General features: G+C 76.0%; 26 protein-coding genes. 14 read left to right on the plus strand and 12 right to left on the minus strand.

Annotated elements, in window-relative coordinates; genetic code table 11:
- Window positions 1-65 precede the first annotated feature (65 nt).
- Window positions 66-971 (minus strand): esterase/lipase family protein, encoded by a 906-nt coding sequence (locus tag PHK61_RS14260; protein ID WP_274281651.1) that lies wholly within the window; start codon window positions 969-971, stop codon window positions 66-68.
- Between the two features lie 121 nt (window positions 972-1092).
- On the opposite strand from PHK61_RS14260, the gene PHK61_RS14265 reads away from it, so the two are divergent.
- The 3 genes from PHK61_RS14265 to PHK61_RS14275 are packed head-to-tail and all read left to right on the plus strand — an operon-like array spanning window position 1093 to window position 5367.
- Complete coding sequence (locus PHK61_RS14265) at window positions 1093-2466, plus strand: WS/DGAT domain-containing protein (protein ID WP_274281652.1); 1374 nt, start codon at window positions 1093-1095, stop codon at window positions 2464-2466.
- Between the two features lie 16 nt (window positions 2467-2482).
- Window positions 2483-3985, plus strand: a complete 1503-nt coding sequence (locus PHK61_RS14270) for a long-chain-fatty-acid--CoA ligase (protein ID WP_274281653.1) — start codon at window positions 2483-2485, stop codon at window positions 3983-3985.
- A gap of 11 nt (window positions 3986-3996) precedes the next feature.
- Window positions 3997-5367: a wax ester/triacylglycerol synthase family O-acyltransferase gene (locus tag PHK61_RS14275; RefSeq protein ID WP_274281654.1), complete on the plus strand. Its 1371-nt coding sequence runs from the start codon at window positions 3997-3999 to the stop codon at window positions 5365-5367.
- 24 nt (window positions 5368-5391) lie between these two features.
- On the opposite strand, the gene PHK61_RS14280 is transcribed toward PHK61_RS14275, so the two are convergent.
- The 5 genes from PHK61_RS14280 to PHK61_RS14300 all read right to left on the minus strand — a co-directional run bounded on the left by PHK61_RS14280 (window position 5392) and on the right by PHK61_RS14300 (window position 9096).
- Window positions 5392-6156: a universal stress protein gene (locus PHK61_RS14280; protein ID WP_274281655.1), complete on the minus strand. Its 765-nt coding sequence runs from the start codon at window positions 6154-6156 to the stop codon at window positions 5392-5394.
- A 163-nt stretch (window positions 6157-6319) separates the two neighbouring features.
- Complete coding sequence (locus tag PHK61_RS14285) at window positions 6320-7207, minus strand: alpha/beta fold hydrolase (protein WP_274281656.1); 888 nt, start codon at window positions 7205-7207, stop codon at window positions 6320-6322.
- A gap of 20 nt (window positions 7208-7227) precedes the next feature.
- Window positions 7228-8196, minus strand: a complete 969-nt coding sequence (locus PHK61_RS14290) for a universal stress protein (protein ID WP_274281657.1) — start codon at window positions 8194-8196, stop codon at window positions 7228-7230.
- 132 nt (window positions 8197-8328) lie between these two features.
- Window positions 8329-8559, minus strand: coding sequence for a DUF1918 domain-containing protein (locus PHK61_RS14295; protein WP_274281658.1), 231 nt, complete (start codon window positions 8557-8559; stop codon window positions 8329-8331).
- Window positions 8560-8652: 93 nt separating this feature from the next.
- Window positions 8653-9096 (minus strand): SpoIIAA family protein, encoded by a 444-nt coding sequence (locus tag PHK61_RS14300; RefSeq protein ID WP_274281659.1) that lies wholly within the window; start codon window positions 9094-9096, stop codon window positions 8653-8655.
- 171 nt (window positions 9097-9267) lie between these two features.
- On the opposite strand from PHK61_RS14300, the gene PHK61_RS14305 reads away from it, so the two are divergent.
- A complete protein-coding gene (locus PHK61_RS14305) occupies window positions 9268-9585 on the plus strand; it encodes a 2TM domain-containing protein (protein WP_274281660.1) in 318 nt (105 codons plus the stop codon).
- Window positions 9586-9631: 46 nt separating this feature from the next.
- Here the strand turns inward: PHK61_RS14305 and PHK61_RS14310 are convergent, their stop codons facing one another.
- Window positions 9632-10162: an HdeD family acid-resistance protein gene (locus tag PHK61_RS14310; protein WP_274281661.1), complete on the minus strand. Its 531-nt coding sequence runs from the start codon at window positions 10160-10162 to the stop codon at window positions 9632-9634.
- Between the two features lie 255 nt (window positions 10163-10417).
- Between PHK61_RS14310 and PHK61_RS14315 the strand changes: the two genes are divergently transcribed.
- Window positions 10418-11011 carry a chemotaxis protein CheB gene (locus PHK61_RS14315; protein ID WP_274281662.1) on the plus strand — a complete coding sequence of 198 codons (594 nt, stop codon included), beginning with the start codon at window positions 10418-10420 and terminating at the stop codon, window positions 11009-11011.
- Between the two features lie 67 nt (window positions 11012-11078).
- Here the strand turns inward: PHK61_RS14315 and PHK61_RS14320 are convergent, their stop codons facing one another.
- The 3 genes from PHK61_RS14320 to PHK61_RS14330 form a co-directional block, all read right to left on the minus strand.
- Window positions 11079-11726 carry a response regulator transcription factor gene (locus tag PHK61_RS14320; RefSeq protein WP_274281663.1) on the minus strand — a complete coding sequence of 216 codons (648 nt, stop codon included), beginning with the start codon at window positions 11724-11726 and terminating at the stop codon, window positions 11079-11081.
- 102 nt (window positions 11727-11828) lie between these two features.
- A complete protein-coding gene (locus PHK61_RS14325) occupies window positions 11829-12323 on the minus strand; it encodes a universal stress protein (protein ID WP_274281664.1) in 495 nt (164 codons plus the stop codon).
- A gap of 23 nt (window positions 12324-12346) precedes the next feature.
- Window positions 12347-13069, minus strand: a complete 723-nt coding sequence (locus PHK61_RS14330) for a hypothetical protein (RefSeq protein WP_274281665.1) — start codon at window positions 13067-13069, stop codon at window positions 12347-12349.
- A 111-nt stretch (window positions 13070-13180) separates the two neighbouring features.
- On the opposite strand from PHK61_RS14330, the gene PHK61_RS14335 reads away from it, so the two are divergent.
- The 9 genes from PHK61_RS14335 (at window position 13181) to PHK61_RS14375 (ending at window position 22811) form a co-directional block, all read left to right on the plus strand.
- A complete protein-coding gene (locus PHK61_RS14335; protein WP_274281666.1) occupies window positions 13181-15646 on the plus strand; it encodes a cation-translocating P-type ATPase in 2466 nt (821 codons plus the stop codon).
- 138 nt (window positions 15647-15784) lie between these two features.
- Window positions 15785-16291, plus strand: coding sequence for a hypothetical protein (locus tag PHK61_RS14340; protein WP_274281667.1), 507 nt, complete (start codon window positions 15785-15787; stop codon window positions 16289-16291).
- Window positions 16291-17652: a wax ester/triacylglycerol synthase domain-containing protein gene (locus PHK61_RS14345; RefSeq protein ID WP_274281704.1), complete on the plus strand. Its 1362-nt coding sequence runs from the start codon at window positions 16291-16293 to the stop codon at window positions 17650-17652. The genes PHK61_RS14340 and PHK61_RS14345 overlap by 1 nt, the downstream gene beginning before the upstream one ends.
- A 72-nt stretch (window positions 17653-17724) precedes the next feature.
- The gene (locus PHK61_RS14350) at window positions 17725-17991 is read left to right on the plus strand and encodes a metal-sensitive transcriptional regulator (RefSeq protein ID WP_274281668.1); all 267 of its coding nucleotides are present in this window, start codon (window positions 17725-17727) and stop codon (window positions 17989-17991) included.
- A gap of 88 nt (window positions 17992-18079) precedes the next feature.
- The gene (locus PHK61_RS14355) at window positions 18080-19477 is read left to right on the plus strand and encodes an MBL fold metallo-hydrolase (RefSeq protein WP_274281669.1); all 1398 of its coding nucleotides are present in this window, start codon (window positions 18080-18082) and stop codon (window positions 19475-19477) included.
- Window positions 19478-19493: 16 nt separating this feature from the next.
- The gene (locus tag PHK61_RS14360) at window positions 19494-20273 is read left to right on the plus strand and encodes a sulfite exporter TauE/SafE family protein (RefSeq protein ID WP_274281670.1); all 780 of its coding nucleotides are present in this window, start codon (window positions 19494-19496) and stop codon (window positions 20271-20273) included.
- Between the two features lie 86 nt (window positions 20274-20359).
- A complete protein-coding gene (locus PHK61_RS14365) occupies window positions 20360-20680 on the plus strand; it encodes a rhodanese-like domain-containing protein (protein WP_274281671.1) in 321 nt (106 codons plus the stop codon).
- A gap of 122 nt (window positions 20681-20802) precedes the next feature.
- The gene (locus PHK61_RS14370; RefSeq protein WP_274281672.1) at window positions 20803-21732 is read left to right on the plus strand and encodes a potassium channel family protein; all 930 of its coding nucleotides are present in this window, start codon (window positions 20803-20805) and stop codon (window positions 21730-21732) included.
- On the plus strand, window positions 21729-22811 hold the full coding sequence (locus PHK61_RS14375; RefSeq protein WP_337993962.1) for a zinc-binding dehydrogenase: 1083 nt from the start codon (window positions 21729-21731) through the stop codon (window positions 22809-22811). The genes PHK61_RS14370 and PHK61_RS14375 overlap by 4 nt, the downstream gene beginning before the upstream one ends.
- Before the next feature lie 11 nt (window positions 22812-22822).
- On the opposite strand, the gene PHK61_RS14380 is transcribed toward PHK61_RS14375, so the two are convergent.
- Both PHK61_RS14380 and PHK61_RS14385 read right to left on the minus strand, forming a co-directional pair.
- Window positions 22823-24040, minus strand: a complete 1218-nt coding sequence (locus tag PHK61_RS14380) for a serine hydrolase domain-containing protein (RefSeq protein ID WP_274281673.1) — start codon at window positions 24038-24040, stop codon at window positions 22823-22825.
- Between the two features lie 107 nt (window positions 24041-24147).
- Window positions 24148-24687, minus strand: coding sequence for a universal stress protein (locus tag PHK61_RS14385; RefSeq protein ID WP_274281674.1), 540 nt, complete (start codon window positions 24685-24687; stop codon window positions 24148-24150).
- Between the last annotated feature and the right edge of the window lie 93 nt (window positions 24688-24780).

The following is a 24780-nucleotide window of genomic DNA, read 5'->3' on the forward strand; positions in this document are numbered from 1 at the left end:
CGACCGTCGAGTACGGCGACGCCGATGACCAGGGACGCTCGGCGCGGGTCACCGGGACGATCGACTCACCCGGCGGCGGTCGCCGGGCGTGGGCCAGTCGACGGGGCCTCGACGGTGGCGTTGGGCGGAGCCGGCGTCGGGTAGAGCCAGCGCAGGGCGGGCGGCGGCGAGAAGGGCCGCCACCGCCCCTCGGCGAGGGCGAGACGGTCGGCGACCACCCACAGCGCGGCCGGGTGCATCCCGAGCCCGAAATGACTGCCGAGCACCGCGACCGACTCCGCCTGCTCGCCGGGGGGTTCGAGACAGGCACGCCAGGCGACGATGCCGTCCCACGGCGAGAACACCGAGGTGCACGGCACGGGCAGCGGCGGCAGCGCGGCCTCCGGCGGAGGCAGGTCCGTCGTCGGCACGTGCCGCGACGCCACCGCGAGGTAGAGCCCCGCCGCGCGGGTCTGGACGGGATGGGTGAGGCGGACCGGGCTCCCGAGCGTGATCACACCGCGGACGGCGTCCGGCCGCCGTCGCGCGGCGTCACGGGCGTAGAGACCGCCCAGGCTCCAGCCGACGATGCTCACCGTCCGTCCGTACCGCTCGGCCAGCTCGGCGACCCGCGCGGGGACGCCCCGCACGACCTGCGGCGTCGGCCCGAGATTGCGCCCGAGGTGCCACCCGTGGGCCCGGTAGCCGCGGTGCCGCAGGACCTGGCGCAGCACCCGGGTCGACCGGTCGCCGGCGGTCAGCCCGGGGATCACGAGGACGGGGTGGCCGTCGCCGGCGGGAGCCGCGCGCAGGATCGAGCGGCCGACGGCGCTGATCCCGGAGGCCCCGAGCGCCCGCCCGAGGTCGGTGGCGAACAGGGGCCAGGAGGGTGCCTCCTCCCCGGTCGCCGGGGAGCGGAACGAGATCGGCAGGCCGGGGCGCCACGGTTCCGGGCCCTCTTCCGGGTCCTGTCCCGGCACGGCCCTCGTCACGGGGCACCTCCACCAGTCGGTCCCCCGATCGCGGATGCTAGCCACGCCAGAGGGCCTCGGGAAGCCGGTTCCGGGCCGTTCGGACCTGGTCCGGTGCCCGACGCGGGGCACGGTCGGTCCCATGGCGAGGGACATCCCGATGTCGGGCGAGGACGGTCTGTGGCTCCGTCTCGATCGGTCGACCAACGTGCTCGGGGTCGTGTCGGTCCTGTGGACGGCCACGCCGGTGGACCTCGAGGCGCTGCGCCGCCTGCTCGCCGAGCGGGTCGTGGCCCGCTACCCCGTCTTCCGGTGCCGCCCGGTGTCCGGTGGCGCGTGGTTCCCCGTCGCCACCTGGGAGGACGACCCCGCCTTCGATCTCGACCGCCACGTGCTCGCGGAGTCCCTGCCGCGCGAGCGCGCCGAGGCCGCCCTGCAGGAGCGCGTCGGCGAGCTGCGCAGCACACCCCTCGACCTCGCGCACCCGCCGTGGACGGTGCACCTGCTGCAGGGGCACGGCCCGGGCAGCGCCGTGGTCGTGCGCTCCCACCACGCCCTGGCCGACGGCGTCCGCATGACCCGGCTGCTGTTCGCGCTCCTCGACCCGCTGCCCGGCCAGGACGATGCGACGCGGCCCGTCGCCACCCACGGCATGGCCGACCCGCTCACGGACCTGCTCGCCGCACCGCGGCATCCGCTGCGCGCCCTGGCCGCCGGCGCGGGCGTCGTGACCTCCGGCCTCAACACCGTGGTCGACTCGCTGCAGATGCTCGGCTGGGCGAACCCGCGCACCGCCTGGACCGGCCCGCCGGGCACGAGGAAGACCGCCGCCTGGAGCGACCCGGTGGCCCTCGAGCTCCTCGCCGGCCTCGCCCACGCCGAGGGCGCCACGGTCAACGACGTCTGTCTCGCCCTGCTCGGCGGAGCCCTCGCCCGCGCCCACGCGGACGCCGCGCGTGCCCCCACCCCGTCCGACCTGGCCTGGATGGTGCCGGTCAACCTGGAACCGCTCGAGGCGGGCCCCCCGGAGCGCCTGGGCAACCGCTTCGCCCTCGTCCTCGTGGTGCTCCCGCTGCGCGGGCCGTTCCGGGCCCGGCTGGCCGAGGTGCACGCGCGGGTCGAGCGCCTGCGCCACAGCTGGGAACCGCTGCTCACGCGCGGGCTGCAGCAGCTCCTGGGCCGCCTCCCCGACCCCGTCGCCACCACCGTCGGCGACTACTTCGCCGGCAAGGCGGTCGGCGTCCTGACCAACGTGCCCGGACCCCGCCGCCCGATGACCCTCGCCGGCGCGGAGGTCACCGGGATCGTCGGCTGGGCGCCCTGCAGCGGCGACCAGGTGATGACCGCCTGCATCGTCAGCTACGCCGGCCACGTCCGCGTCGGCTTCGGCGCCGACGACCACCGGGTCGGCGACGCGCAGCGGCTGGTGGCCGCCTTCCGCGACGAACTGCGAGCCGTCGTCGGGCAGTACCGGGCCGCGGCGACCCCGGACCGGGTGCCGACACCGCGCCCGTGACCACGAGGAGGAGTGCATGTCCCTGAACCTGGCCGTCCTGCTGCGGGAGTCCGCACGGCGCCACCCGGATCGCACCGCGATCATCGCCGACGACCAGCGCATGAGCTGGGGAGAGCTCGACCGGGCCGCGGACCGGCTGGCCGAGGGCCTGCGCCGCCGCGGGCTGCACCCCGGCGACACCGTGGCGCTCCAGCTGCCCAACGTGCCCCAGTTCCCGATCGCCTGGTTCGGGATCCTCAAGGCCGGGCTCGTCGCGGTCCCGATGAACGTGCTGCTCAAGGACCGCGAGATGACCGACCTGCTCGCCGACTCGGGAGCGCGCGCCCTGCTGACCTGGGAAGGGTGCGCCCCCACGGCGGCCGGGGCCGCCTCGGCGGTCGGGATCGACGAGGTGTTCGTGCTGGGCGAGGGACCGGGCCGGCCGTTCGACGAGCTGCTCGCGCACGCGCCCGCCGACCGTGACGGGGTGCTCGTGCCGCGCGACCCCGGCGACGTCGCCGCCGTGGTGTACACCGCCGGGACCACCGGTCGCCCCAAGGGTGCGGAGCTCACCCACTTCCAGCTGTTCATGAACGCCGACACCCCGGGGCGGTTGTTCGGGATCCGCGAGGACGACGTCGTGCTGGTGGCGCTGCCGCTGTTCCACGTCTTCGCCCTGTCCAGCCAGCTCGACGTCTGCACGCGGTTCGGGGCCACGATGTCGCTGGTGCCCCGGTTCGAGGCGGGCCGCGCGCTCGAGGTGATGGAGCGCGACCGGGTCACCGTCTTCGAGGGCGTCCCCACGATGTACGTCGCGCTGCTGGAGCACCCCGACCGCACCAAGCGCGACCTCGGGCCGCTGCGCGTGGGCATCTCGGGGGGCGACCACCTGCCCGCGGACGTGCTCGACGCCGTCGAGGAGGCGTTCGGCATCGTCGTGCTCGAGGGCTACGGACTCTCCGAGACCGCCTCGACCACCACCTTCAACGTCAGCGCCGAGGAGCGGCGCGTCTACAGCGTCGGCAAGCCCATCTACGGCGTCGACGTCCAGGTCCGCGACACCGACGGGCGCCGTCTGCCCGACGGCATCGACCACGTCGGCGAGCTGGTGGTGCGCGGGGTCAACGTGATGCGCGGCTACCGCGGGAACCCCGAGGCCACGGCGGCCGCGCTGGTCGACGGGTGGCTGTCCACCGGGGACCGGGGCTACATCGACCACGACGGTTACGTCTTCGTCGTCGGACGGACCTCGGAGCTGATCATCAGGGGCGGGTACAACATCCATCCCCGCGAGGTCGAGGACGTGCTCTACGCCCACCCCGCGGTCCGCGAGGCCGCCGTGATCGGGGTGCCGGACGAGCGGCTCGGCCAGGAGGTGCACGCGGTCGTCGCCCTGCGGCCGGGAGCGTCCGCCGACGAGCAGGAACTGATCGAGTACGTCCGCGAACGGGTCGCGTCCTACAAGTACCCGCGGTCGGTGGAGTTCCGCGAGGAGATGCCGGTCGGGGCCAGCGGGAAGATCCTGAAGCGGGCCCTGTGAACGCCGTCGCGATGAGCCCGCTCGACGCGGCCTTCCTGGAGCTCGAGGACGCCGAGCCCGGGACGTCGATGGCCATCGCCTCGATCGCCGTCTTCACCGGACCGGCCCCGACCACCGACGCGTTCGCCCGCCACCTCGCCGGACGTCTCCCGCTGATCCCCCGCTACCGCCAGAAGGTCCGCCGGGTGCCGTTCGACCTGGGGCCGCCGGTGTGGGTGGACGATCCCGGGTTCGCGCTGGAGCACCACCTGGTGCGGGTGGCCCTGCCGGCCCCGGGCGGGGACGCCGAGCTGGCCGCGCTCACCGGACGCATCATGGCGGCCCGCCTGGACCGGGACCGGCCGCTCTGGCGCTACTGGCTCGTCGAGGGGCTCGCGGACGGGCGCTGGGCGCTCATCTCCCAGGTGCACCACTGCATGGTGGACGGGGTCTCGGGCACCGACCTCTACCGCGTCGTGCTCGACACCGAGCCGGACCCCCGGCCCGCGGCCCCCGCCGCGGGCGGGCCCGGGCCGGAACCCTCGTCGGGAGCGCTCGCGCTGGGCGCGGCCGGGCGCCTCGCCGGGCTCCCGGTCGCGATCGCCCGCGCCCTCGGGTCGCTGGCCGTCGCCCCGGGCCGGGGCGCCCGACGGGTCGCCGCGGGTCTGCAGGGCGCCGTGGCCCTGCTCGGGAGCCTGCGTCCCGCGGGTCCCTCGTCCCTCTCCGGCCCCCTGCACCGCCCCCGGGTGTTCGCCATCGCCCGGGGGAGCGTGGCGGACGTCCGGGCCGCCCGGCAGCGCGCCGGCGGCACGTTCAATGACGTGGTCCTCGCGGCCGTGACCGCCGGTTTCCGGGCGCTGCTGCTGGCCCGCGGCGAGGAGCCCGCGCCCGACCTGGTCCGGACCCTGGTGCCCGTGTCGGTCCGGGCGCCCGGCGACGAGGGCTCGCGCGGCAACCAGGTCTCGCTGCTGCTCCCCCGGCTCCCCGTCCACGTCGCCGACCCCGACGAGCGGCTCGCGGCCACGATCGCCGAGCTGCGCCGGTGCAAGGCCGAGCACGAGGCCGAGGCGGGGGCGCTGCTCACCGACCTGGCCCGCTTCCCGCCCTACACCCTGGTGGGCGGTGGTGTCCGGTGGGCGGCGCGGACCGCGCAGCACGCGGTGGTGACGGTGACCACCGACGTGCCCGGGCCCCGGACGACGCTCTACGGCCTCGGCCGCGAGCTGCAGGAGATCATCCCGTACGTCCCGGTCGGGAGCACCCTGCGGATCGGGGTCGCGGTCCTGAGCTACCGCGACGCCCTCGCCATCGGGCTCACCGGTGACGAGACGGCCGGGGACCTCGACGTCCTCGCCCGGGAGATCGAGGCCGAGCTCGGACGCCTCGCGGCGGGACCGGGGTGAGGCCGGCGCGCCGGCCGTGGCCGGTCACTGCTCCTGCCCGGCCGTCGCCGCCCGCCCGGGGCCGACGCCGGCGAGCGGGGTCGGCGGGACGATGACCACGGGACACGCGGCGTGCCGCACGACGCCCGGCGTGGCGCGGTGGTGGAACCACGCGTCGTCCACCCCGAGCACGAGGATCTCCGCGCCCCTGGCCCGGTCCACGAGGGCGCGATCGACGTGGTCGCCGCCGGCGACCCGGACCGCGACCATTGCGGCGCCCCGCCGCTGGGCGTGGTCGGCGGCGTAGCGCCAGGCGCCCGTGCAGCCGGGCGTGCCGTCGTCGCCGACGACCACGGGCGCGTGGTCCCCGTGGGGGGCGAAGGGGTCGTAGTCGACGGGCACCACGGCGAGGGGCACGTCGATGTGGCCCGCCAGCCCGCGGACCACGCCCCCGAGCAGGCGGTCGCCCACACGACCCAGGCCGTCACTGCCGACGACGACCAGGTCGGCGTCACGCGCCTGCCGACGCAGCACCGGGACCGGCCCGCCGCGCACCACCCGGGTCTCGATCGGGGTGTCGGGCGCGACCTCGCGCGCGATCGCCGCGGCGGCGAGCAGCGCGTCGTGGGCCCGGCCCCGCAGCGCGGGGGCGACGACCAGGCCCCAGCCGGGGTGGTGGCCGACCGGCAGGACCAGCGCGTGCACCAGCCGGACGTCGAGCTCGCCGTCCCGGGCCTCGGCCGCCGCCCAGCGCACCGCGCGCTCGTCGGGCTCGATGCCGACCCCCACGACCACCACACCACGGCCCACGACCCACCTCCGCGCCTCCGACCGGAACGGTTCCGACCGTGCCCTCTGCGAGCGCCTCCCGGTCAGGGGCGCACGCCCCGGAGGGCCGGGACGTCCGACCCCCGACCGGTGACACCGTGCCGCCCGCGGATCATCGGATGCCCGCGGGTGGGTCGGGTGGCGGTCACGACGCCGGGGCGTCGGGCTCGGGGAGCCCGTCCTCCCGCCCGCTCTCGACCAACGGCTGGAGCGCGCTGGTGGACAGGACGTTGGTGAGGACCTCGGTGAAGGCGTCGGGGTCGGAGATGAGCCAGCTGTGCGAGCCCTCGACGGTGTGGACGACCGCGTCGCCCAGGGCGAGCCGGAGGGCCGCGAAGGACGCCGCGGGCAGGACGCGGTCCTGCCGTCCCCAGACGACGACCACCGGGAGCCGGCGGCGCCTCAGCTCCTCCAGTTCGTCCCGGAGGTCGGCGGTCCGCGCCAGCTCGGCGACCTTCCAGACCGCGAACGGGTTGCGCAGGGCGTTGGTGGCCGCATCCGAGACGATCACGGGGACGACCCGGCTCGCCGACCAGCCGGAGCCCAGGTCGGCCTGCAGGTGGAGGCCCCAGTCCCACCACGGCCGCTCCGACATCAGCCGGTCACCGCGGGGGCCGGCCGCCCAGACCGCGCCACCGATGCTGTTGACCAGCACGAGGCGGGACACGACGTCCACCGAGTCGTGGGCGAGGCGCACCGCGACCCCGCCGCCGAAGGAGTGGCCCACGACGGTGACCGGGCCGTCGACCCCGACCTCCTCGAGGAACCGCACGACCCAGCGCGCGTAGCCCTCGAGCGTGTGCGCGGCGGCCGGCAGCTCGCCGGTCCCGCCGAAGCCGGGCAGGGCCGGCGCCACCACGCGGCCGCCGCGGGCGGCCAGCTGCGCGAGCCCGGCGCGGTAGGACGCGGGGCTCAACGCCCAGCCGTGCAGGAACAGCACGACGGGTCCGTCCCCGGCGGTCCACCACACGGCGCGCCGCCCGTCCACACGCCCCTCGTGCCGGCGACCGATCGGGCCGCGCCGCTCGGTCATGACGGTCGGTCCCCGGTCCGTCAGGTCGACGCGGCGTGGGCACGAGCGCCCGCGTGCCCCCGCGCTCGCACGCCGGGCGGCGGCACGACCGCGACCGGGCACGGCGCCCGGTGCACCAGCCCACGGCTCACCGAGCCCAGCAGCAGCCCGGCGAAACCGCCGCGGCCCCGCGTCCCCACCACCAGCAGGCGCGCCCCCTGCGCCTGCTCGAGCAGGGCCCGCACCGCCCGGGACCGGGTGACCACCATCGACACCTTCAGGTCGGGGTGGATCGCGGACCGCCCCGCGAGCTGCTCGGCGAGCACCCGTCGCTCGTCCTCGGTGATCGCGTCGAGACTGACGAACGCCTCGGGCACCGAGTCGACCAGGGGGTCCCACCAGGTGTGCACCGCGACGAGCGGGCACCCGTCGGCGTCGGCGACCGCCGCGGCGAAGTCGATGGCCGCTTCGCTCGCCGGCGACCCGTCGACCCCGACCACGACCGGGGCGGCGGCCTCCGTGGCGACCTCCCCGCGCACCACGACGACCGGGCCCGTGGCGTGGGCGGCCACCGTCGAGGCGACCGACCCGAGGAGCGCCCCGCCCAGGCCGCCCGCGCCCTGCTCGCCGACCACCAGCAGCCCGTCCCCGGCCCGCTCCAGCAGCGCCGGCGCCGCCGGTCCGTCCACGACCTCCTGGGTGACCTCCAGTGATGGCACCTCGGCCTCGGCGATCTCCGCGGCCCGCCCGGCCAGCGCCCGGGCCTGGTCGGACAGCTCCTGCTGGTAGCGGCGCCACATCGCGGCGTCGGCGACCAGGCTGGGGTCGACGCCGCCGTAGGCGGACACCACGAGCAGGCCCCGTCCGGTGGACCGCGCGGCACGAGCCGCCCAGCGCACGGCCCGCAACGCCGACTCCGAACCGTCGGCACCGACCACCACCGGCCGGCCGGGCCCGGCTCCCTCGGCCGTCGTCGCGGTTCCCGAGTCCCTGTCGGCTTCCTCGTCCATCGCGCTGTCCCTCCGTCCCGCGGTCACGTCCCCGCCGAGCATGGCGGCGCGGGGGCCTCGCTCGCCCGGGTCATCCGGCCCCGACGCCCGGGGCGATGGTCGCGAGATCGGCGAGCCGCCGAGGGCCCTCCGTCAGGACCGCCCCGGCCCCGCTCCGCCCGGCGTGTCGTGGTGCACGGGGTGCGCCTCGACCCGCGCGTCGGGGCCGGGGAAGACCAGGCTGCTGTGGTCGTCGCCCAGCCACTGGACCCAGTACGGCGGGCTGCCGTCCGCGTGGTCGACCGTGACGATCTGCCCCTGCCGCCGGGACGACGCGTCGGTCAGCCCCTCGACGATCAGCCAGTCACCCACCTGTGCCCGCATGCCGCACCCCTCCTCCGTTCCGGCCCGTGGGGCTGCAGCGTCGGGCCGGACGGCGCCCCGGACCAGGGCCGCCCGCACCCCCGGGCCCGGGTCCTACGGCTCCCGACCGGGGGCCGAGCGGCTCCTGGCCGACCCGGACGCGACCCCGTCCCCCGGGTGCTCGGGCAGCGACTCCAGCCAGGCGACGGCCTCGTCGAACGCGTCATCGCCGAAGACGCGCATCGGGAAGGGCAGGAGGACCCCGGCGAGGTGGACGAGATCGCCGACCCACCGGATGTCGCTCACGAGGGCGTAGGCCGCGATCTCGTGCCACAGGCCCGGGTGGCGCATCCACACCCCGGCCTTCTCCCACACCGCGCCGGCGGTGAAGCCCTCGTACCGCGGGCCGAGGTGCAGCAGGATGCGCAGCCGGCGCCCCTCCGCGTGGGCGTCCTCGAGCAGCGGGCCGACGATCTCCGCGTAGTCCTCCGCGGTGATCGTGCCGACCGCCTCGATCGCCGTGATGCCGGCGGGCACGTCCGGGACCGTCTCGAGCATCGTCTCCTCCTCGGTTCGTCGCGGAGCCAGGGTCACGCGGCCCGTCCGCGCGCGGTCAGGGTCGAGGGTCCCGTCCGTCCGAGGCGTTCGGCGACGGCACCGGCTCCACGTGGCCCTTCTCCGTCCCCCGGCGGCGTCGGACCGTCCGGGACGACCCGAGAGGAGGTCCCCATGACCACCGACGACCAGGAACGCACCGCACCCACCGCCGACGAGGAACCGAAGTCGCCCGAGGACGAGCTGCGCGTACGCGCCGTCACCCGCCTGCGCAAGCGCGCCGACTTCCGTACCCACGTGCTCGTCTACCTGCTCGTGAACACGATGCTCGTGATCATGTGGGTGGTGATCGGCACGACGATGTTCTTCTGGCCGATCTTCCCCATCCTGGGGTGGGGCGTCGGGCTGGCCGCGAACGCCTGGGACGTCTACCGCCCGGACCCGGTGACCGAGGACCGGATCCGGCGGGAGATGGGGCGCCTGCGCCCGTGACGCGGCGTGCGGCACGGGCCGGGGAGCACGATCGAGGGGTCGGTCGTCAGCGAGCCGGCCCGGGCCGCATCCGTCCCGCGACGAGGATCGTCGCGCCCTCGACCACGATCTGGATGCCCAGCAGCAGCCCCAGCAGCGACGGCACCGCGATCGTGAGGTTGAACAGCACGATGAGTCCCAGCAGGATCGACAGGATCCCGCTGACCACCAGGACCACCCGCGCCGACGGCACCTGCGACGCCGCGAAGAGCCGCGTCAGCCCGACGGCCAGGAACAGCGCGCCCGCCAGCAACGTCAGGCCGGCCGCGCCCGCGAGCGGGTCGCGGACCATGATCACGCCCAGCACGATGAGCACCGCGCCCCCGAGGGCGGCCGACCACGAGACGCCGGACTCGCGGCGGACGAACGCGCCGACGAGCGTGACCACGCCGGCACCGATCGCGAACCATCCGAGGAGCAGGACGGACAGGAAGGTCGCGACCACGGCGTTGGCCAGCACGACCAACCCGGCCAGCAGCAGCAGGATGCCCAGGACCACGTCCCAGCCGGTCCTGCGTCGTTCCATGACGGTCGTCATCTCGACCCGCCTCCTTCGTCTGGATGATGAGCAGACGCTGCCCGCCCGGAGGCCGTGGCGGGCAGGGGCGAGGGTCCCGGTCGGGAGGGGCCTCGGTCCCGGCCCGCCGTCCCGGTCGCCCGTCGTGCCGGATCCGGAACGGCCAGAGCCGGAGGTCCCGCGACGGCGGGGCCGGCGGCCGTGGTCCGTGGGGGCCCGTCCGCGCCACCGTGGTCGTGTCCCCCGCGGACGCGCACACGCCCCGAGGAGGACCCCGTGATCGCTCCGGTGATCGTCATCGTCGGCTCGGCCGGTGGCCTGGAGGCCGTGGTCGCGGTGCTCGATCCGCTTCCGTCGACGATCCCCGCCTCGATCCTGGTCCTGCTGCACCAGGACCCGCGGACCGGCAACGTCCTCGCGCCGGTCCTCGAGCACCGTTGCCACCGTGCGGTCCGCGAGATCCGCAGCGGCGAGCCGGTGGCCCCGGGCACGGTCCTCGTCGTCCCGGCCGGACGGCACGCGCTCGCGACCGCGCGCGGCACGGTGGTCCTGGTCGACTCGGACGGGCCCCCGCCCTACCGCCCCTCGGCCGACCTCCTGCTCAGTACCCTGGCCGTCACCGCCGGCCCTCACGTGATCGCGGTCGTGGTGTCCGGGCGTGGCAACGACGGGGCGACGGGCGCGGTCGCGGTCCACGACCTCGGCGGCATCGTCCTCGCGGCCGACCGGGCGTCCTCGGCCCACTTCGCGATGCCGGAGGCCGCGATCGGGCGTGACGACGCGGTCGACCTCGTCCTGCCCGTCGGGGAGATCGCGGCGGCCCTGGTCGACCTGGTGGACCGGGCGGTCGGCACGGAGCCGGTCGTCTGACGTCGGTGTCGGCCGGTGCCACGCCGACGTCCCGCCGGTCCGGGCTCGTCGTCGCCGCGCGGGCGGTTCAGCCCGGGCCCGCGCCCTCGGACTTGACCTTGTTGGCCAGCACCGCGGCCTGGACCCGACGCTGCATCCCCAGCTTCGCCAGCAGCGCCGACACGTAGTTCTTGACGGTCTTCTCCGCCAGGAACATGCGCTCGCCGATCTCCCGGTTGGTCAGGCCCTCCCCGATGTAGCCCAGGACCTCCCGCTCCTTGACCGTCAGCTCCGCCAGGGGGTCCGGGGTCTCGGCCCGTGTCCGCAGGCGCGACATCAGCGCCGACGCCGCCCGGCCGTCGAGCAACGAGCCCCCCGACCCCACCTCCCGCACCGCGTTGACGATGTCGTTGCCCCGCACGTCCTTGATCACGTAGCCCGACGCCCCCGCCAGCACCGCGTCGAACATCGCCTGCTCGTCGGTGAACGAGGTCAGCATCAGGCAGGCCAGCTCGGGCATCCGGGACCGCAGCTCGCGACACAGCTCGATCCCCGTGCCGTCGGGCAGGCGCACGTCGAGCACGGCCACCTGCGGCCGCGCCGCGGGCACGCGCGCGAGCGCCTCGGCCACCGATCCCGCTCCACCCACGACCTCGAGATCGTCCTGCGCGTCCAGCAGCGCCGCGACCCCCTCCCGTACGACCTCGTGGTCGTCGACCAGGAACACCGAGATCACGGCGTCCTCCTCTGCTCCCTCGGCGGGCGTGGTCCGGCGGGTTCCACCGGCCCAGCATGGGTCCTCGCGGCGACGGCGGGCAGGGTCGAACGTCCCGGGTGATCAGGACCCCGTCGGCGCCGGTGCCGGGTACCCGTCGGGCACGACCCGCACCGGGCAGGGGGCGTGCAGGACGCAGCCCCATCCCACCGAGCCGAGCAGCGCGCTGGCCACCGCCCCGCGGCCGCGGTGCCCGACGACGAGCTCGTCGGCGCCACGGGCCGCGGCGACCAGGACCTCGGCGGCGTCGCCGGGCTCGACGTCGACGGAGATCACGGGACGGACGAGGTGCTCGCCCCCGAGCTCGTAGGCGACGTCGGAGACCATCTCCCCGACGGCCCCGCGCAGCGACTCCTCGATCTCGGCGCGACTCGGCAGCGGTGTCGGCGGTGCCGGCAGGCGCCACTCGGGCGGCTCGTAGACCGCGACCACCCGGAGCCGGGCGCCCCGCTCGGCGGCCGACCGCATGGCGTCGACCAGGGCGGCTCGCGAGCCGGGCGAGCCGTCGACACCCACCACGACGGTCGGGCGGTGGTCCTCGTCCGCGGACGTCCTCATGAGCGCTCCTCCTCGCGCACCGGTCACCCCGGTGATCCTCGGGGAGGCGTCCCGTCGTCCCCAGGGCCGAACGGCACCGCGAGGGTCCCGGCGTGCCCGGGGTCCCGGGCGAGCAGCCGGACGAGCCCGATCCCGGTGACCGCGGCCATCGCGACCGCCATCAGCGCGCCGGCGCCGAGACCGATCGCCACGGCCACGACGGCCGACTGCCCCGGGTGCCAGAGCGGGGTGGCGACGGCGAGGAAGACGCTCAGTCCGAGCAGCCACGCGAGCGCCGTGACCCCGATCCAGGTCGCGGCGCGGGAGACGTGGCGGCGCAGCTCCAGCCACTGCGCGAGGCCGAGCACCAGGAGCACCAGGACGGCGAGCACGGCGACCAGGACCACCACGACCGGGACCGGCCAGGTCGCGAGCACCGGCGCCGCCGCCGACGGCAGGAGCGCGAGCAGGTAGGCCAGCGCCGCCGCGACGGCGGTGGCGCCCACCCAGCGGACCGCCGAGACCGCGGGCAGGACGCGGCGCATGACGGCCATCTGCCCCGCGCCCAGCACCGCCCCCTCCACCGCGCCGGCCGCCACCAGCAGGGGCAGCGACACCGTCGTCGGCGCCCCGGCCGTCAGCACACCCACCACCGCCGGCAGGGCGAACCCGGCCAGCTCGGCGAGGGCGACGACGGGGATCCACGCCCGCAGCAGCGCCGGTGCCCACGTCGGCACGCGCCCGTGCCGACGTCCGTCCTCGTCCACGCGCTCACGGTCCGCGGAGCGGTTCGCCCCGCACCAGGGACCCGAGGTCGGTGCGCGCGGTGACCTCCGGCCCTGCCGGTCGGAACCGCCGGCCCCGCACCGTCGGACCTCGTGACCACGACCGCGTCCACGCCGGGGCTCGGCGACGCCGAGGCCGCCGCGCGCCTGCTGCGGGAGGGCCCGAACGAGCTCCCCCGCCCGCCCCGGCGCTCGGTCCTGCGACGGGTGGCGGCGCAGCTGCTCGATCCGCTGGTGCTCGTCCTGCTGGTGGTCGCGGCCGTGACCACCGCCATCGGCGACCACGCCGACACCGCGGTCGTGCTGCTCGTCGTGCTCGGCAACACGACGGTCGGGGTGATCCAGGAGATCCGGGCCGACCGCTCGGTCGAGGCCCTGGACCGGCTCGGCGCCGCCCGCGCGCGGGTCCGCCGCGACGGGACGGTGCGCACCGTTCCCGCCCGCGAGGTCGTGCCGGGCGACGTCCTCGTGGTCGGGGCCGGCGACGTCCTGGCCGCCGACGGCACCGTGGTGTGGGGCGAGTCCCTGCAGCTCGACGAGGCCGCCATCACCGGGGAGTCCCTCCCGGTGGAGGCCCATCGCCCGGGCACCGCGGTGCTGTCCGGCAGCGTCGTCACGCGCGGCCGCGGCGAGGTCGTCGTCGGGGCGACCGGACCGTCGTCGGCGATGGGACGGATCGCCGAGGGACTGGTGCGCACCCGCTCACGCCGCACCCCGCTGCAGCGCCAGCTCGCCGTCCTCGGGCGTCGCCTGGCGCTGCTCACCGCCGTGCTCTGCGCCGTGGTGTTCGTGCTGGGGCTCGCCCGCGGCGAGCCGCCGCTGCTCATGCTCGTGGCCGCGATGAGCCTCGCGGTCGCCGCCGTCCCCGAGTCCCTCCCGGTGGTCGTCACCCTCGGGCTGGCGCTCGGGGCGAGACGGATGGCCGCACGGAACGCCGTGGCGCGCAGCCTGCCGGCCGTCGAGACCCTCGGCGCGGTCACCCTGCTCGCCACCGACAAGACCGGCACCCTCACCGAGGGCCGGCTGCGGGTCGCCGAGTTCTGGACCGAGCACGACCGCGACGTGGACGAGCTCGTGGGCGCCGCGGTGCTCTGCAACGACGCGCCGGCCGGACCCGCCGGTGACGCGGCCTCGCCGGGCACCGATCCCCTGGAGACCGCGCTGGTCGAGTGGGCCCGCGACCGCGGGGTCGATGTCGCCGGGGCGCGGCGCCGGCATCCACGCCGCGGCGCGCTGCCGTTCGATGCCGTCCGCCGCCGGATGACGACCTGGCACGACGACGACGGGGGTGGCGTCCTCGTCGTCGGCAAGGGCGCCCCGGAGACCCTCCTGCCCCCGCCGGGCGCGTCCGCCCGGGCCGACCGCGCGCGGGCCTGGGGCGAGGACGCCGCCGGCCGGGGCCTGCGCGTCCTCGTCGTGGCGACCGGCCGTCGCCGCGGCGACCCGTCGGCGACGGAGGCCGAGCACGAGCTCGACCTGGTCGGTGTGGTCGCCCTGCAGGACCTCCCCCGGGCGGCCGCGCGGGGCGCGCTCGACGGCTGCCGCCGGGCGGGCATCCGGCCGGTGGTGCTGACCGGTGACCACCCCGGGACCGCGGCGACCGTGGCCGACCAGGTCGGTCTGGCCGGGCCGGGCGAGAACGTCCGGGTCGCGGCGGTCGACGAGGACGACGGCGACCTCGATCACCTGCTCGACGCCGATGTCGTCGCGCGCTGCCGACCCGAGCGCAAGCTCGAGCTCGTCGCGGGCTGGCAGGCGCGGGGCGAGGTCGTGGCGATGACCGGCGACGGGGTGAACGACGGGCCGGCGTTGCGACGCGCCGACATCGGCGTGGCGATGGGCCGGCGCGGCACCGAGGTCGCGCGCCAGGCCGCCGACCTCGTCCTCGCCGACGACGACCTGGGCACCGTCGTGGCGGCGGTCGAGGAGGGCCGGCGCATCCACGCCAACGTGCGCCGCTTCCTCGCCTACGCGCTGGCCGGCGGCCTCGCCGAGGTGCTCGTGATGCTCGCCGGCCCCGCGATCGGGGTCGCCCTGCCCCTGCTCCCGGCGCAGATCCTCTGGATCAACCTGCTGACCCACGGCCTGCCCGGCGTCGCCTTCGGCACCGAACCGTCGGAGCCGGGCGCCATGGCGGCACCACCCCGGCGGCCCGGCTCGTCCGTGCTCGCCGGCGGTCTCTGGCTCGCCGTGCTCGTCGTCGGGGCCACGGTCGCCGCCCTCACCGTGGCCGCCCTGCTCCTCGTCGGCGGGTCCGACCCGCGCAGCGTCGCCTTCCTGACCCTCGGCCTGGGTCAGCTCGGCGCGGCCGTCGGGTTGCGGTCGCGGCGCGCACCCCGCGGCGTCCGACCGTCCGGCCCGGACTGGCTGCTCATCGCGGTGGCCGGCGCCGTGGTGGCCCAGCTCGCCGCCGTCACGGTCGGCCCGCTGATGACCCTGCTGCGCACCACGACCCCCACGCCCGCCGGGCTGGCGGCGGCGACCGGAGGTGCGGTCGTCGCCGGTCTCGTCGCCCGGTGGTTCGCCCGCCCCCGCGTGGCGGAGAAGGGATCCCGGTGACGCCGCCGTGGTCGGGCATTGGGCCTCCCGGGGGCGGTCCCGGCGGGCCCCGGCGCCACGGACGTTCGTCCCTGGACCACGCCGCTCCCCCGCGATGCCCTCCAGGGACGAGGTCGACGACCCGGGGAGGAGAACGACATGGAGGACAACCCGCTGTTCATCGGGCTGTGGATCGTGTGCGGGGTCGCCACCGTCGGGGCGGCCGCGCTGGCGCACCGGAGCAGGACCGCGCTCCTCGTCGGGCGCGGGGCGGTCGGGGTGCTGTTCGTCGTCGGCGGGGCGCTGCTGCACGTGATCAACCTCGCGTCCGGCGCGACCTACACCGGCTTCGCCGACCCGGCGTTCTTCCCGTGGGTCACCAGCACGTGGCAGCTGGTCGTCGTACCGGCCGCCGCCGTCCTCATCGGGCTGCTGGCGCTGTTCGAGGCCGTCGTCGGCATCCTCGCGCTCAGCGGAGGGCTCGCCACGCAGATCGGCTACGCCGGTGTGATCGCGTTCTACGTCCTGCTGTGGCCGTTCGGGTGGATGGAGCTCGTCTGGGTGCTGGTGATGATCGTGCCCATGCTCGTGCTGCTGCGCGCCGAGCGCCGCGCGTCGTCGTCCCGCAGCCTCGCACCGAGCGCCGCGCCCGGCGTCGGCGCGTGATGCGCGGCCCCGGTGCCCGCGGAGTCGATGACGTCCCGCTGCTGGATCGCGCGAGCGCGAGCGACCGCGCGTTCCTCGCCATGGACGGTGGCCGGTTCCCCGAGCAGTTCGGCGTCGTGCTGCGGCTCGACCCCGACCGCTCGGTGGACCCGGAGTGGCTCCGGGACCTGCTCGCCGAGCGGGTCCCCGCGGTGGCCCGCCTGCGGCGTCGGCTCGTGCGCACGCCCTGGGGGTGCGGCGGGCCGATCTGGGTGGACGACCCCGCCTTCGACATCCGGCGCCACGTGCTGCACGCGACGTGCCCGGACCCCGGGGACCGTGCGGCCCTGGCGGACCTGGCGTGGCGCCTCGTCGCCCGACGGCTTCCTCGCGAGGCCCCGCTGTGGTCCGCGGTCCTGGTGACCGGTCTGGAGGAGGGCGGGGCGGCGATCGTGATCGTGCTGCACCACGCCCTGGCGGACGGGGTCGGCGGTCTCGCCGTGCTCACCGACCTGGTCGATCCGGGCACGGACGCTCCGGCTCCCGGCTTCCCCGCGAGGCCACCGCGCCCCCGGGACCTCGCGCGCGACGCGGCGCGGCGCCGGTGGCGGACCCTGCGGGATCTGCGGGTCGAGGCGCGCCTGCTGCGCGCCTCCCTCACCGCGGGTGGCGGGCTGCGCCCGGCCCCGGCGGCGCCGTGCTCGCTGCTCGCCCCGACCGGCCCGCGGCGACGGGTCCTGGTCCTGCACCACGAGCTCGCCGGCCTGCGCGAGGCCGTCCACGCCCGCGGCGCCACCGTCAACGACGCCCTGCTCGCCGCGGTCGCCGCAGCGCTGCAGCAGGTGCTGGCCCGACGCGGTGAGGAGCTCGACAGCATCGCGATCGCCGTGCCGGTCTCCGGGCGAGCGGGCACGCAGCGCCGCGAGCTCGGGAACCTGGTCAGCCCGCTCCTCATCCGGGTGCCCGCCGGTGGCCGGCGGGACGACCGGCTGGCCGCCGTGTCCCTCCGGGTCCGCGCCGGGCGGGGCGACGCCCTCGGTCCCCCGCCGATCGCCCTGCTCGGCGGGCTGTTCCGTCCCCTCGCGGCCCTCGGGGGCTTCCGGTTCTACATGCGCCACCAGCGCCGGATGCACACCCTGGTCAGCCATGTCCGCGGCCCCCGATCGGCGGTCGCCCTCGGCGGCGTCCCCGTGACCGCCGCCTTCCCGGTCGGGGCCGGGGAGGAGGGCCTCACCGTCTGTGTGGAGGCCCTGAGCTACGCCGGGAACCTGGCCATCACCGTGCTCGTCGACCCCGATCACGTCGCGGACGGCGACGACCTCGTCGAGGCGCTCGAGCACGAGCTGCGGGCCCTGGGCGAGCTCACCCCCCTCGGACACTGACACGCCGGAATACCCCGGGGGGTACCATGGTTGTGCCGGGTGCCAGCCCGGAACACCCGAGGGGAGCCCGTCATGCAGGTCCAGGCCACCGAGCTCACCGACGTGACCAGCCGGCTCCGCCGGGTGGAGGGTCAGATCGCCGGGATCGTGCGCATGATCGAAGAAGGCCGCGAGTGCAAGGACGTCGTCACCCAGCTCGCCGCCGCCTCGCGCGCCCTCGACAAAGCCGGCTTCAAGATCATCGCGACGGGCCTGCGCCACTGCATGACCGAGAACGACGACGGCGAGCGCGCCGTCGACGTCGCCGAGATGGAGAAGCTCTTCCTCTCCCTGGCCTGACCGAGCCTGACCGAGCCTGACCGAGCCCGTCCGCGAGAACCCGATCGACCCAGCGACGGTAGATACCCTACCGGGTAGGGAACCCATCATGATCGACGTGCAGACCATCGCCACCACCAGCCTCGGCGACCGCAGCTACCTCGCCCACGACGGCCGGACCGCGCTGGTGATCGACCCGCAACGCGACGTCGACCGCGTCCTGGCCCGCGCCGACCAGCTCGGCGTGCAGATCACCCACGTCGCCGAGACGCACATCCACAACGACTACGTCAGCGGCGGTCTCGAGCTCGCCGCACGCACCGGCGCGACCTACCTCGTCGACGCCCGCGACCACGTCGGCTTCGACCGCACCGCGGCACGCGACGGCGACGACATCGTCGTCGGGGCGATGCGGTTGCGGCCGCTCGCGACCCCGGGCCACACCCACCACCACCTGTCCTACGCCCTGGCCGACGAGTCGGGTGTCGTGCGGGCGGTGTTCACCGGCGGGTCGATGCTGTACGGCACCACCGGACGCACCGACCTCGTCTCCCCCGCCGACACCGTCGAGCTGACCCACGCCCAGTACCACTCGGTGCGCCGGCTGGTCGACGAGCTCCCGGCCGACGCCGTCGTCTACCCGACCCACGGCTTCGGCAGCTTCTGCTCCGCGACCCCACCCTCGGAGGAGGCCTCGACCGTCGGCGACCAGCGCACGATGAACCCGGCACTGACCCAGGACGAGGAGGCGTTCGTCGACACCCTCATCGCCGGGCTGGGCGCCTACCCCGCCTACTACGCGCGGATGGGTCCGACCAACGCCGCCGGACCCGCCCCGATCGACCTGTCCACCCCGGAACCGGTCGAGCCCGGGGAGCTGCGTGGGCGCCTCGCGGCCGGGATCGCGGCCGGTCACTGGGTGGTCGACCTGCGCGAGCGCACCGCGTTCGCCGCCGGGCACCTGGTCGGCTCGCTCTCCTTCGAGCTCGCCCAACCGTTCGTCACCTACCTCGGCTGGCTGCTCCCCGACGATGCCGAGCTGACCCTGATCGGGGAGTCCGCCGGTCAGGTCGCCGACGCCCGCCGTGACCTCGCGCGGATCGGCATCGATCGCCTCGCCGGCGCGGCCACCGGTCCGCTCGGCTCCCTCGCGGACGGCGCGCCGCAGGCCTCCTACCGGGTCTCGGACTTCGCGGGGCTGCTCGCCCGCGACCCGGCGGCGGTGACCGTCGTCGACACCCGCACCGAGATCGAGCGTGCCGGCGGCGGCGTCGCGGGCTCCCTCCACATCCCGCTGCACGAGCTGCTCGCCCGCCGCGACGAGATCCCCGACGGCGAGGTGTGGATCCACTGCGGGTCCGGCTACCGCGCCTCGGTCGCGGCCTCGCTGCTCGCCACCGAGCCCGGCCGGGACCGCGAGCTGATCGTGATCGACGACGACTGGCCCCACGCCGCGGACGCCGGACTGGCCATCGCGTACGACCAGACACCCGCCCTCGCGCGCTGAGCCGGAGCACTGAGCGATGCTCGGCCTCGCCGCCCTGTTCGGCGCGGTCATCGGCGCCCTGCTCGGGCTGGTCGGCGGGGGCGGCGGCATCCTCGCCGTCCCCGCCCTGGTCCACGGGCTCGGGCTCCCGTTGTCCACCGCCGTCCCCGCCTCGCTCGTGGTCGTCGGGCTGGCCTCGGCGGTCGCGGTCGCTCCCCGCGCACGCCGGGACGTCAACTGGCGCCTGGCCGGGATCATCGGGGCCGCCGGGGTCCCCGCCGCGGTGCTCGGAGGCGTGGTCCACCACCACCTCGACCCGGACGTCCTGCTGCTCGCCTTCTCCGCGCTCATGATCGTGGCCGCGGTCCGGATGCTGCGCGCCACCGGTGAGGCCGGCGGGGTGTGCGACCTCCCCGACGGCGGGGTGGCCTGGCGACGCTGCCTGCCCCGGGCGGTCGCCACGGGGCTGCTGGTCGGCTTCCTGACCGGACTGCTCGGCGTCGGCGGTGGGTTCCTGCTCGTGCCGGCGATGATCATCGCCCTCGGCCTGCGCACCCGCGTCGCCGTGGCGACCACGCTGGTCGTCATCGTCGTCAACTCCGCCGCCGGACTCGTGCCCCACCTCGCCGGCCCGGCCCCGGGGATGGATCTGCCGGTCGTCGCGACCTTCGCCCTCGCCGCCGTCGCCGTCGCCCTCCCCGCCGGCCGGCTCGCCCGCCGGGTCCCCGCCGCCGTGCTGCGTCGCGGCTTCGCCGTGCTGGTCCTGCTCGTCGCCGCCGGCGTCCTCGCCCAGGCCCTCGCCGCCCTGACCCCCTGAACCCCGAGCCGCTCACCACCGACACCGACACCGACACCGACACCGACACCGACACCGACACCGACACCGACACCGAAGGAGCGTCGATGACCACCGTTCGCGAGATCACCGTGGACCAGCTCGCCGCGGTCCGCCAGGACACCGACCCCCCGCTCGTGCTCGACGTGCGCGGACGTAGCGAGTACGCCACCGGCCATGTGCCCGGCGCTCGCAACATCCCGCTCGACGAGCTCCCCGACCGTCTCGACGAGCTGCGGGGCAGCCGGCGCGTCGCGGCGATCTGCCGGTCCGGGAGGCGGAGCATCGAGGCCGCCGAGACCCTCGTCGCCGCCGGCATCGACGCCGTCTCGGTGGCCGGCGGCACGCACGCGTGGACGGCGGCGGGCCGGCCGACCCGGGTCGGCTGACACCCGGTGTCCACGCCTCCCCGGAGCGGGGCGACGCGGGTGCCCGGGACGTTGGGCCGTGGACGAGCCGGGCGTCGGGGCAGAACGATGACCAGGGTGACCCCCCTCCCACCGGGTGCGCGGTGAACCCCGCGGCCGCCGTGCTCGTCTCCGCCCTCGGCGCGGCGTTGATCGCCGTCGCCCTCTTCGACGTGTTCGCCACCCTGTTCTCGCACCCGCGGCGGCACTCGCTGAGCCGGACGGTGATCAGCGTGACGTGGTCGGCGTGTCACCACGTGCCCGGAGCGCGCGCCCTGGCCCTCGCCGGACCCCTCGCGTTCATCGTCGTCGTGGCGAGCTGGGCGACGTTCCTCGGAGGAGGCTGGGCGCTGCTGTACTGGCCCTGGATGCCGGGCGGCTTCCTGCACGCCGCGGAGCTCACCGGTGCCGGTACGGGACTGCTCGACGCCCTCTACTTCTCGCTGGTCACCCTCACCACGCTCGGCTACGGCGACGTCTCGCCCGCCCACGGCCTGTTGCGCGTGGCCGCTCCCCTGGAGTCCCTGCTCGGGCTCGGACTGCTCACCGCGAGCGTGTCCTGGCTCCTCTCGATCTTCCCCGTCCTGTCCCGGCGGCGGGCCCTCGCCTACGAGATCCGGCTGCTCGAGGAGGTCGGCGCCGACGATTCCGACCCCGGCCCGCCCTCGCCGCTACCGGCGAGCGTGTACGCCGACCTGACCTCACGGTTGGTGGCCTGCGAGCGCGACCTGGTCACCTTCCCCATCACCTACTACTTCCACGACGACGACCCACGGTTCGCGCTCCCGGCGGTCATGGGTCATCTGCTGGACCTCGCCGAGCAGGCCCGACGACACGGCACCGCCACCGACGCGCACTTCCACGGCGGGCTGCTCATCCGCGCGATCGACGACTTCGCGGCGAGCATCGTCGGCCGCTTCCGGGTCCTGGGCGGTGGTTCCACGCGGGACGTGCTCGAGGCCTACGCCCACGACCACGCGGTCGGACGCCCGGCCGCCGGTCGCCACCTCCGGCCAGGGGAGGCGAGAACGTGAACGACCAGGCCACGATGACGGCCGCGGTCCTCACCGCGTTCGGGGGACCGGAGGTCCTCGCCGTCCGGCACGACGTCCCGGTACCCGTCCCGGGTCGGGAGCAGGTCCGGGTCCGGGTGGGCGCCGCGGCGCTGAACAACACCGACATCTGGACACGTGAGGGTGCCTACGGCACCGCCGACGACCCGGACGCCCGGGCGGGCTGGCTCGGGCCGATCGCGTTCCCGCGCATCCAGGGCGGAGACGTCGCGGGGGTCGTCGACGCCGTCGGTGCCGGCGTGACGTCGGAGCTGCTGGGGCGCCGCGTGCTCGTCGACCCGGCCCGCTACGCCCACGACGGGCCCGACGCACCGATCACGGCCGTGCTGGGCAGCGAGTTCGACGGCGGGTTCGCCGAGTACACCGTCGTCGACGCCGCACGCGTCCACGACGTCACCGGGTCGCCCCTCACCGACGAGCAGCTGGCGTGCCTGCCCATCGCGTCCGGGACCGCCATGGGGATGCTGGAACGCGCGGGGATCGTCGCCGGCGAGACGGTGGTGGTGACCGGTGCCGCCGGCGGCGTGGGACTCGCTGCGGTCGGGCTCGCCGCGGCCCGCGGGGCCCGGGTCACCGCCGTCACCGAACAGGCCAAGGCGGCCCTGGTCGAGCAGGCCGGGGCCCGGCGGACCATCGACCGCTCCGGGCCGGTCGAGGACGTGGTCGCGGCGGTGCGCGCGGCCCATCCGGGCGGGGTCGACGCGGTGGTCGACGTCGTCGGCGGTGACCAGCTGGCGCGACTGATCGACGTCCTCGTGCCCGGAGGACGGGCCGTGGTGGCCGGAGCCGTGGCCGGCCCGGTGCCCGCGATCGACCTCCGTCGGCTCTACCTGCACAACCGGGTGCTCATCGGGTCGACGATGCACACGGCGGCGCACTTCGCGAAGCTGGTGGACCACGCCCGCGCCGGGGACATCCGTCCGCGCGTCGCGGCGCGGTACGCCCTGCGTGCGATCCACGAGGCCCAGCAGCAGTTCCTGCGCCGTGAGCACGTGGGCAAGATCGTCGTCGTTCCCGCCGACACGACCCCGGGCGAGTAGCGGTCGCGCGCCTACGCGCGGGCGAGCACCGTCCCCAGTGCCTCGCGCAGGGCCACGTCACGGGGGTCACCGTGGAGCTGCGTGCCCATCCGGTCGGTCACGTAGCCGTAGCCGAGCCGCCGCCCGGGGTCGGCGAACCCCATCGATCCGCCCGCTCCCGGTGCCCCGAACGCGGCATCGGACCCGAAGTCGAACCCCGCGCTGGGCTTCATGAAACCGAGCGAGAACCTCACCGGCCCGTGCAGGCACTCGTCGTACCAGCCCCGCCGCGCGGGTGTCGCCGGGGCCGCGAGTGCCTCGAGCGTCTCCGTGTCCAGATCGAGTGGACCCCCCGGCGCGGCGAAGGCCCCGTAGACCGTGGCCAGGGCCCGGGCGGTCGCCACGGCCCCACCGGACGGGACCTCGAGCCCACGGACGATCACGTGCTCGGGATCGACGTAGAAGCCGGTGCCCGGGTTGGCCACCAGCGAGCGGTGGAGCACCGAGCGCCGCCGCATCGCGTCGACCGTCAGCCGCAGCGGCATCCCGGTCAGACGCGCCCACACCGACGGCGGGACCAGGGCCGCGAGCCGCTCGTCGGGGACCGACGCCGGCGTCCCGAGGTAGACCTCCTCCCCCACGCCCAGCGGGCCGGCGATGTCGTCCGCGAGCACCGTCCCGATGGTGCGGTGACCGGCGTCGAGGCGTCGCACCAGCTCGTTCTCGTAGAAGCCGAGCGTGATCGCGTGGTAGGCCTGCCGCTCGCCCGGCGGCCAGACGGGGCGCTGGCGCTCCATGACCCCCGCCAGACGGTCCAGGTCGGCCACGACATCCCGGTCGACCCGCTCGTCGAAGGCGAACAGCCCGGCCTGGTGGGCCAGGAGGCAGCGGACGGTGACGTCGTGCTTGCCGGCGCGGGCGAACCCGGGCCAGTACGTGGCGACGCGCTCGTCGTGGTCGAGGAGACCGCGGGAGTGCATCAGGGCGAGGACACAGGCCGACAGGCCCTTGGTGGTCGAGTGGACCAAGGTCATCGTGTCGGCGCGCCACGGCGCGCCGGTCACCCGGTCCCGCAGCCCGCCCCAGAGGTCGACGACCACTTCGCCGTCGACGACCACGCACACCGCCCCACCCAGTTCGTGCCGTTCGGTCAGGTTCGCCACGAACGCGTCGCGCACCGGCTCGAAGCCGGCCGCCACCGTCCCCTCGGCCGTGGCGTCCGGCGCCCGGTGCCTCGTCCGCTGCTCCATCTGCTGCTCCGTCCCCTCCGGCGGAGCCCGAGGGTGCGCCGCGTCGCCGCCGCCGGGGAGGGTCGGACGACCCGCACAGCCCGGCCGCCCGGCACCGACCGAGCGCGTCAGCGGCCGGCGGCGGCGTGCAGCGGGACCACCAGGACGGGCCGATGGGTGCGGGCGATCAGTCCGTGCGACACCGACGGGCTGGGCCCGAGGAGGCGACTCACCACGCTCCCGGCGCCTTCGCCGCGGCTCCCGACGACGATCAGCAGCGCGTCGTAGTGGTCGGCCACCCGGCGGAGCAGCGCCACCGGATCGCCCCGCCCGGTGCGATAGGTCCACGGTCCCGGCAGATCGGCCAGGAACGACTCCACCTCCTGCTGCTCGGCGGCCAGGGCCTCCTGTGCCTGCTCCTCCCAGTCCGCCGCGTCCGGGTCGACGGGATGGTCGGAGAGATCGACGGCATGGACGACGTGCAGGGCGGCCCCCAGTCGTCCGGCGAGGTCGGCGCCGTGGTGGAGCACCGTCCGGCCCTGGGGGCCGCGGCGGTGGCCCAGCACCACGTGGGTGGTCACCGGGTCCGCGCGAGCCCGCTCCGTGCGTGCCCGGTGCGCGGCCGCCGGCGGCCCGTGGCTCTCGGCTCGGAACGGCGCGGGAGTCATCGGGTGCTCCTTCCGGCCCCGGGGCCCGGCCGGCGCCTCGCGGCCCCGTCGTCACGTCGACGCTCGGACGCCCCGGCCGTGCGGGGCCAGGGC

This window comes from Actinomycetospora lutea, assembly GCF_028737205.1.
GTDB lineage: Bacteria > Actinomycetota > Actinomycetes > Mycobacteriales > Pseudonocardiaceae > Actinomycetospora > Actinomycetospora lutea.

What these genes read in the sequence shown, in the direction of transcription:
- PHK61_RS14295 (WP_274281658.1), bottom strand. Translation starts at nt 8,559, where the DNA reads ATGCGGGCACAGGTGGGTGACTGGCTGATCGTCGAGGGGCTGACCGAC.
- PHK61_RS14270 (WP_274281653.1), top strand. Translation starts at nt 2,483, where the DNA reads ATGTCCCTGAACCTGGCCGTCCTGCTGCGGGAGTCCGCACGGCGCCAC.
- PHK61_RS14285 (WP_274281656.1), bottom strand. Translation starts at nt 7,207, where the DNA reads ATGACCGAGCGGCGCGGCCCGATCGGTCGCCGGCACGAGGGGCGTGTG.
- PHK61_RS14355 (WP_274281669.1), top strand. Translation starts at nt 18,080, where the DNA reads ATGATCGACGTGCAGACCATCGCCACCACCAGCCTCGGCGACCGCAGC.
- PHK61_RS14385 (WP_274281674.1), bottom strand. Translation starts at nt 24,687, where the DNA reads ATGACTCCCGCGCCGTTCCGAGCCGAGAGCCACGGGCCGCCGGCGGCC.
- PHK61_RS14345 (WP_274281704.1), top strand. Translation starts at nt 16,291, where the DNA reads ATGCGCGGCCCCGGTGCCCGCGGAGTCGATGACGTCCCGCTGCTGGAT.
- PHK61_RS14365 (WP_274281671.1), top strand. Translation starts at nt 20,360, where the DNA reads ATGACCACCGTTCGCGAGATCACCGTGGACCAGCTCGCCGCGGTCCGC.
- PHK61_RS14265 (WP_274281652.1), top strand. Translation starts at nt 1,093, where the DNA reads ATGGCGAGGGACATCCCGATGTCGGGCGAGGACGGTCTGTGGCTCCGT.
- PHK61_RS14275 (WP_274281654.1), top strand. Translation starts at nt 3,997, where the DNA reads ATGAGCCCGCTCGACGCGGCCTTCCTGGAGCTCGAGGACGCCGAGCCC.
- PHK61_RS14380 (WP_274281673.1), bottom strand. Translation starts at nt 24,040, where the DNA reads ATGGAGCAGCGGACGAGGCACCGGGCGCCGGACGCCACGGCCGAGGGG.
- PHK61_RS14350 (WP_274281668.1), top strand. Translation starts at nt 17,725, where the DNA reads ATGCAGGTCCAGGCCACCGAGCTCACCGACGTGACCAGCCGGCTCCGC.
- PHK61_RS14340 (WP_274281667.1), top strand. Translation starts at nt 15,785, where the DNA reads ATGGAGGACAACCCGCTGTTCATCGGGCTGTGGATCGTGTGCGGGGTC.
- PHK61_RS14300 (WP_274281659.1), bottom strand. Translation starts at nt 9,096, where the DNA reads ATGCTCGAGACGGTCCCGGACGTGCCCGCCGGCATCACGGCGATCGAG.
- PHK61_RS14325 (WP_274281664.1), bottom strand. Translation starts at nt 12,323, where the DNA reads ATGAGGACGTCCGCGGACGAGGACCACCGCCCGACCGTCGTGGTGGGT.
- PHK61_RS14290 (WP_274281657.1), bottom strand. Translation starts at nt 8,196, where the DNA reads ATGGACGAGGAAGCCGACAGGGACTCGGGAACCGCGACGACGGCCGAG.
- PHK61_RS14310 (WP_274281661.1), bottom strand. Translation starts at nt 10,162, where the DNA reads ATGACGACCGTCATGGAACGACGCAGGACCGGCTGGGACGTGGTCCTG.
- PHK61_RS14360 (WP_274281670.1), top strand. Translation starts at nt 19,494, where the DNA reads ATGCTCGGCCTCGCCGCCCTGTTCGGCGCGGTCATCGGCGCCCTGCTC.
- PHK61_RS14305 (WP_274281660.1), top strand. Translation starts at nt 9,268, where the DNA reads ATGACCACCGACGACCAGGAACGCACCGCACCCACCGCCGACGAGGAA.